At 55.6% G+C, this 6,095-nt stretch carries 3 protein-coding genes and 1 pseudogene; 1 reads left to right on the top strand and 3 read right to left on the bottom strand.

From position 1 onward, the window contains the following. Positions 1 to 887 precede the first annotated feature (887 nt). The 3 genes from KQ933_RS33295 to KQ933_RS33285 all read right to left on the bottom strand — a co-directional run bounded on the left by KQ933_RS33295 (position 888) and on the right by KQ933_RS33285 (position 4,529). On the bottom strand, positions 888 to 2,345 hold the full coding sequence (locus tag KQ933_RS33295) for a hypothetical protein (protein ID WP_216761155.1): 1,458 nt from the start codon (positions 2,343 to 2,345) through the stop codon (positions 888 to 890). Positions 2,346 to 2,426: 81 nt separating this feature from the next. Beyond that, positions 2,427 to 3,743 (bottom strand): hypothetical protein, encoded by a 1,317-nt coding sequence (locus KQ933_RS33290; RefSeq protein WP_216761154.1) that lies wholly within the window; start codon positions 3,741 to 3,743, stop codon positions 2,427 to 2,429. A 57-nt stretch (positions 3,744 to 3,800) separates the two neighbouring features. Continuing rightward, positions 3,801 to 4,529 (bottom strand): hypothetical protein, encoded by a 729-nt coding sequence (locus KQ933_RS33285; protein WP_216761153.1) that lies wholly within the window; start codon positions 4,527 to 4,529, stop codon positions 3,801 to 3,803. 425 nt (positions 4,530 to 4,954) lie between these two features. Between KQ933_RS33285 and KQ933_RS33700 the strand changes: the two are divergent. After that, positions 4,955 to 5,107, top strand: a pseudogene (locus KQ933_RS33700) (cytochrome b); the annotation flags it as partial. Positions 5,108 to 6,095 lie beyond the last annotated feature (988 nt).

Below are 6,095 nucleotides of genomic sequence, written 5' to 3'. Positions count from 1 at the left end.
GATCTCCCTCGTTATCGGCGGCATCGGTGGCATAGGCAGAGCCATTTCTCTGAGATTTGCCAGCGAAGGAGCGCAGGTCTGCGCGACCGGCCGGAAGGGTCGGGAGAGTACATGGGCCGAGAACAAGCGCAGTCCGAAATCGATGGGATGGAAGGCTCCCGCTCCGCCGGTGCTAGGATAGCATCGTGTGTGGAAGGCTCCCGCGTTGAGGGAAAATGGCTTCGGCATGCAGCGCATCTCGAGTGCAGTCGTGTCCGGCCTTCGATGCAGTCATCTACCGACTGCTGGCCTTGAAGGATTCCGCCAGGGTCGTGCCCCCAATCGATTAGACGGACTTTTGACGCCCGCTACGCTAAACGGGTTCAGCTGATCCATCGGGATCGAATTGCTGCCTTCACTTGCCTTTTTCGCCTCAAACCTCGAACGGCCAGGATGGTATTGCCCGTCAATCGCATAGCAAACTCCATTCGATGCACCTGGTCAAACACCATTTATCGTGCCATCCGTGCGGTTTCTTGTTGATGTCTGCAGACCGCTAAACGATTACGACTGCAATGACCGGGGCGGATAACCGAACGTTGGACGATCGAAATGCCAGTCCACGCTCTCCGTTTGCAGACGGCCTTAACGTCCCATATAGAATGTCAGCGAGGGCATTCGCAGATGGGTGGAGGTCGGATGGTGTCGTTGTCTTCGCGCTAAGGCACGCCTTGAGCACGTGGCGAAGCCAACCGATTGTGCGGTTCACACGCAGCGTAACGACGCTCGACCAGCCGTCATCAGTGACGACGGCGCTGAGCGGGCAGCCCAAATGCCGTTCGATCTTGAGCGCGCTCAAATCCATGGTGCGCTTCGGTAGCTCGGCGATCTGTGGGCTGGATTGAAACTCAGCTTGGCCACGGGAGTGTGAGGTCGGGATTGGGGCATTCCGGAAAGATCGTCGAGATATATCCGAAGATTTGGGGTGCGCCACTGAGCTCGGCATTGGCGAGCGCTCCAGATGCCATTGTTATGTGCGACGCTACAGGTGCGATTTTGTTCAATTGAAATGGCCCGTAGCGCACGGTTTTTCCAGCCATTAGCTGTTGCTCCACCCAGTCGGCCGCAGGCGCCGAGGCCATGGTGACTTTGATATCCTTGGCAAGCAGCGCCGTCATCGGCAGAACCGGCATCACGCCCGTTGCGGTCTCGTTGCCCGCGACATTGCCACCAGATGAAACAATAATACCCCACCCGATACTCTGAGGCGACCACCGCCATAGACGACTATAGAAGAGATTGGCATCCATCCAAGGCCGAACGATATTGATCCGCTTGAATGAGCATTCCAACTTCATCTCGCCTTGGCCTGCGCCAAAAGGGTAAGGCTCTTCGCCGTCAAGCGAGCCATGATGCCACGCCGACATAATGTTCGAAATTCTATGTCGGGTAGATCGAAAAGGGCGGTTGAGGTGAAGGCCCGCGCCAAAGCTCGCAGGCAAACCGGGTATTTTATAGCGGGCAGCTGCCTCAGTCGTATCGAAATATTGGTGGGTGCAACCGCAGCAACAACCGGCGCCGCGCATGCCGACGCCGCCTGAACGGCGCTGCTTGCGAACGTCGCTCTCGTCAAAGGAGAAGGGCGTCCACAAATCCATATCGAACCAGTGCTCGTAAGCTGGATTGCTCGTCACACTCTGGTACTGGCTGCCATTGGCAAGAGCATGCGTGTGCTGGTTGTAGCGTTTTGACAGCGAGTGCCAATACGGAAATGGATCCCTGCCTTCCAGCTGCGCGACGATCGCCAGGTCCTTTTCGATATCGTCCTTGTGTCCCTCGTTCTCCCAGTCTCTGTGCGCTTGCTCAAACGCCTCCCGAACGGCCTCGCTGACAGGAGGACCGCCGTTGTCGTGTGTTGCCTGAGCTGTCTCCAGGGTGTCCTTTGCGCTATAGAACCGGTTGGCGTATTCGATGTAGGCGATATAGTCTAGGGAATGGCCGCCGTCAGGGCCGATCAGATGGTCGCGAGCTGCCTTTAGTCTTTCCTTTTCCGCTGCTGACAGGTCTATGAGGGGCAGTTCCTTGCCATCTAGGATGAGCCTGTAAACATCCGAAACGGAGGCAGCCTTTGATGTTGCAACGTAATCGCATTCAAGCGTCAGATTGAGAAAGTTGCTAACATAATACTCGGTCTCTGGATCTTTAGGATTGAGCCCTGGCTTGACAACGATACCGGGCAGCTGAAGTGATAGCAGGTCTGAGGGATTTTGACCGACGACCCCGGATACGGCCAGCGACTGAGCCAATTTCGAATAGAGTTGAACGAATTCGGCCTTCTGATCATCTTCGACCGTAAACCCGAGCATTGCGGCCTCCCATCTTCGTGACGTTGGCTGCCGTCGCGCGATGCATCACACGCGACGGTCCCTGTTTCCTGGCTAGGCCGCTCACGTCGGCCAAGGCAGATTTGGATCGGGATTGGGAAGCTGTGGGAGAATCTGGCTTATCGCTGCAATGATTTGGGTATCGTTGATCTCGATCGTATTTCCCGCGATCGATCCAGAAATCTTCTCGGTTCTGTCGTTGTAGTTCACACGCCCCGTGATCGAGAATGGACCGATCCCGAGGCTTGCTCGGCCGTTGATCGCCTCGCTGACAATGTCTTCCTCTGTCTTTGTGAGCTTGCCGACGATCTTGACGTTGCGCGCGAGAATCGCGGTGGTGGGCAAGGAGACAAACGGACCTTTCGGAATGATCACGTTGTCGATGCTGCCGCCGCTGGAATATTGCGCCGCCGGAGCGGTCTGATCGAATTTCCAGGCTCGGCTGTTGAACAGAAGTGGATTCATCCAGGGTCGATTGATCGTCACCCGCATGAGCTCGCAGCTGAAATCAAGCGTCGTCTGATTAATCTTGACGTAGGACTGCTCCTTTTTGTAATCGCCAGAGCCGGAGATGGTGAAAATGCCGAAGTTGCCGTCAAGCGATCCGGCAACTCCCAGCGCGTTGGAATTCTTTTGATTGTCCATGTCAGTCTGGGTGAAGCTGAACTTCGTCCAGCCCTCGGTTTTGAACCAATTCTTGTAGGAGGGCGCCAGGACGGCCTGCGGAAACTCCATTCCCGTCGGTAGCTTGCCTTGATTAGAAGCCCACCTCGTATCGAGATCCTGCCAGAAGACCGCGCCATCGCGCCCCTCCAGCTGCTGGATGATCGCAAGATCCTTTTCCTGCTGAACCTTTCCGGCAGCGATCCAGTCATTCATCGCGGCGTCGACCGCGCCCCGAAGTCTGTTCGACGGCCTTGGGCCCGACCCGTTTTTGAAGCTGGCCTCTGCCTCGTCAAGCGCGTCGCAAGCATCCCAATACTTGTACATCGCTTCATCGCATGCCTCCTTACGGTCGGCATAGCTCTTGCGAGCTTCCTCCAGTTTCTTTCTTTCCGCCTCCGACAGGTCAGCGATCGGAAATAGTTTGTAGTCGAGGATGCTTTTATATGCGTTCGACACCGTCAAAGTGCTTGGCGCGTAGCTGAAATCGAACATCGGCGACGTGTCGAAGATCTGGGATATTTCGAGGTTGTCGGCCGGCGATGTCTCTGGGTTCAAGCCGACGGGCAGATATTGACCAGGATTATAGATCGACAGGAGCGACTCGCCGATCATATATCCGCTGTCTCGCGAACTCGTTCCAACTCCGAGAGCGATGGCGAGCTTCGAGTAGAGCTTCTCGTAAAGCGCGGCATTGTAGTCTGTACCGTCAGGCATGAGAGTTCTCCAGGTTGCAAAGTGTCAGGGTGGTTCGATTGGTGCGGATTTGCGGTTTCAGAAGACCGGCGCGAGGACATTCCCCCAGTTGAATTTGTAAAACCCAACAGGCGTATTCGCGAGGCTGGCGTTACAGGCAGCTATGAAAGTGTCGATATTTGCGAGCAGGTTCGCAATGTTGGCCTGCAGGAAACCGGCATAGCTTGCGTCGAGAGTAATGCCGGCATTGAGTTGATCCGTCAGCAGCTTCATCGCGACAACATTGTCGGCGCCATTACCGGGATAGTTACTGCGATGATTGTCGCTTGGAGCGCGGCAGATGTTGACGGGGTTCCAGTTGATCACCGAGAAGTACCCGCCTAGACGTTCATCGACATCATTGCCCGCGGGATCGACGAAAACGGTGGACGGGGCTCCTCCGGCGGTAATCAACTGGTTTTGAATGTAGGTTGTAACGGTCTGGAAATTCATCAATGGGTAGTGGTGCAACAGCCTGGCGTTGGCATTCGCCAGCGTATACGGACCATGTCCGTTCAGCAGGTCTTGGTCGATCTGGGTCGCGATCGTGAGCAGTCGCGGGCCGTAGTTGTTCTGTGGAACGATGTGGCCCTGATGATCGAGAAGCACGGTCCCGGGAACCAATTCATTGTGAAACTGGACGGGACGCGGGTGGACGGCGTGCATGTCGAAAGCGTCAAACCTGCCGTTGGCGCCTGTATCCCGGTATTGCGGGTTGTAGCCGTGGATCGTGTTCGTATCAAACAATGCGAAATCGGCGGCGCGCATGCTACCTTTCCTTTTAAATCTGATTAATCGGAATCTTAGGTTGCATCAATTCAGCGGTTTTAGCCACGATGGATTTTGGAACTTGCGAAGAACATTAACCGATCTTCAATCGCCTGCTGGCGACGACCATTTCGACACAATGAGCCGATGAAAGTGGCTTCTGGTCAGAGGACCACTTCCTGCCGCAAAGCCAGCGAAAGCCTTGCGCCGTGTTCGACTGATGGGCTCTGGACCTATGAGGTCATCGCCTGCTGCACGGAGGTCTTGGAAGAACGACGAGACGGTCATGGCGACAGCAGCTTCGCACCATGGCGTACAGCACGAACCTCGATCGCAAGCGAATTTGTAAGGCACTTTCGGACGCCAGACCGACCCAGAAATCCGAATGGTTTGCCGCCGATGCGGCGCTGTCCTGATGTGATTGCATCGGCGTCGGAATGATTTCCACCATTGGACGGGAATATGTGCCTCTCCTGGCGACGCATAAGGTGCTCGGAATCGTCATCCTCGTCCTTGCGTTGGTTCGCCTTATCGGATGGGTGATGCTGTCTGCCGCCGCATATCCGATCGTGCTGTTTGAGGGAGTTGCGTCCTCGGGTGACCTCGAGCCCATGGTGCAGTTTGAAAGTCTTGACGAGACATATAGCGATAATGAGTGGCGGCTGCTCGTAGCACTAAGCGGCGCAACGTTCGAAGTTCGCGCTCAGGCCTGGGTGCGAGATGTTCGTCTTCATGGACGGCGCTTGCCTATCCCTGACTCTCCAACGCCGTCTTCAGTTAATCTGCTCTTGTCTTCGAAGGCAAGACACGTCTCGGCGAGATCACGATAGGTGGCGGCGAATTTTACTATCTGGGAACTTCGGCAGACGACATCGAGGCAATCACGGATTCTGACATAGTCTCTTTATCACCGATTCCCAGGTCCCGTATTCAAAGGCGGCATGTTCAGTTGGAACGTCAAGTAACCGACGCTCTGTAAGCTCTCATGCGTGTCGTGAATATTGCTTGGTTAGAGCCGTCGCGGCGCAAGTTCGTTTCATTGGCTCAAGTCGACCGAACGAGAGCGGCTACCAGGGAACTAAGGATCGGGGAGCTCGGCAGCGAGCCTCCCCTCGTCTAAGAGGTACGGAAACATGATCAAATCAGGACTCCCTTTTTGGTAGACAAGATCTTCGATTGGCGCTGCACTTGAATGGCCGCACGCTTTGCGACCGTCTTGATCTACTTGGGTTTCGGCAGTCACCATAGGTGTTGAGATTGCTGGCAAAGTTTTGATTCTCACGGGGCGACGCCGCCAAGAGGAGCAGGACGAAGGGTACTTCGGATTCGCAGGTTACCCCAGCGGCTCGCGCTGGTCGCGCTGACGCTAACACGCGCGACAGCCTCCCATGCGAAGCACCGCCGTCAACGGCAGCAAGCATACGTATGCGGATATAAACCGAAAACCTTCTGGAATCTGATGGCCTCGGTAGATAGCTGATCGCCTCGTAGTAGCCGAGGCGCTGGTTCATCGAGACCTTCTTTCGGCAGGAGATGTCTTGGCTATGCTCCCGAATGGCGGCTTTC

The sequence above is a fragment of the Rhizobium sp. WYJ-E13 genome (assembly GCF_018987265.1).
In the GTDB taxonomy this organism is placed as follows: domain Bacteria; phylum Pseudomonadota; class Alphaproteobacteria; order Rhizobiales; family Rhizobiaceae; genus Rhizobium.
This window is presented reverse-complemented; position numbering and strand designations above follow the sequence as displayed.

Excerpts from the sequence above, each read along its gene's own strand:
- KQ933_RS33295 (WP_216761155.1), bottom strand. The coding sequence starts at position 2,345 with ATGCTCGGGTTTACGGTCGAAGATGATCAGAAGGCCGAATTCGTTCAA.
- KQ933_RS33290 (WP_216761154.1), bottom strand. The coding sequence starts at position 3,743 with ATGCCTGACGGTACAGACTACAATGCCGCGCTTTACGAGAAGCTCTAC.
- KQ933_RS33285 (WP_216761153.1), bottom strand. The coding sequence starts at position 4,529 with ATGCGCGCCGCCGATTTCGCATTGTTTGATACGAACACGATCCACGGC.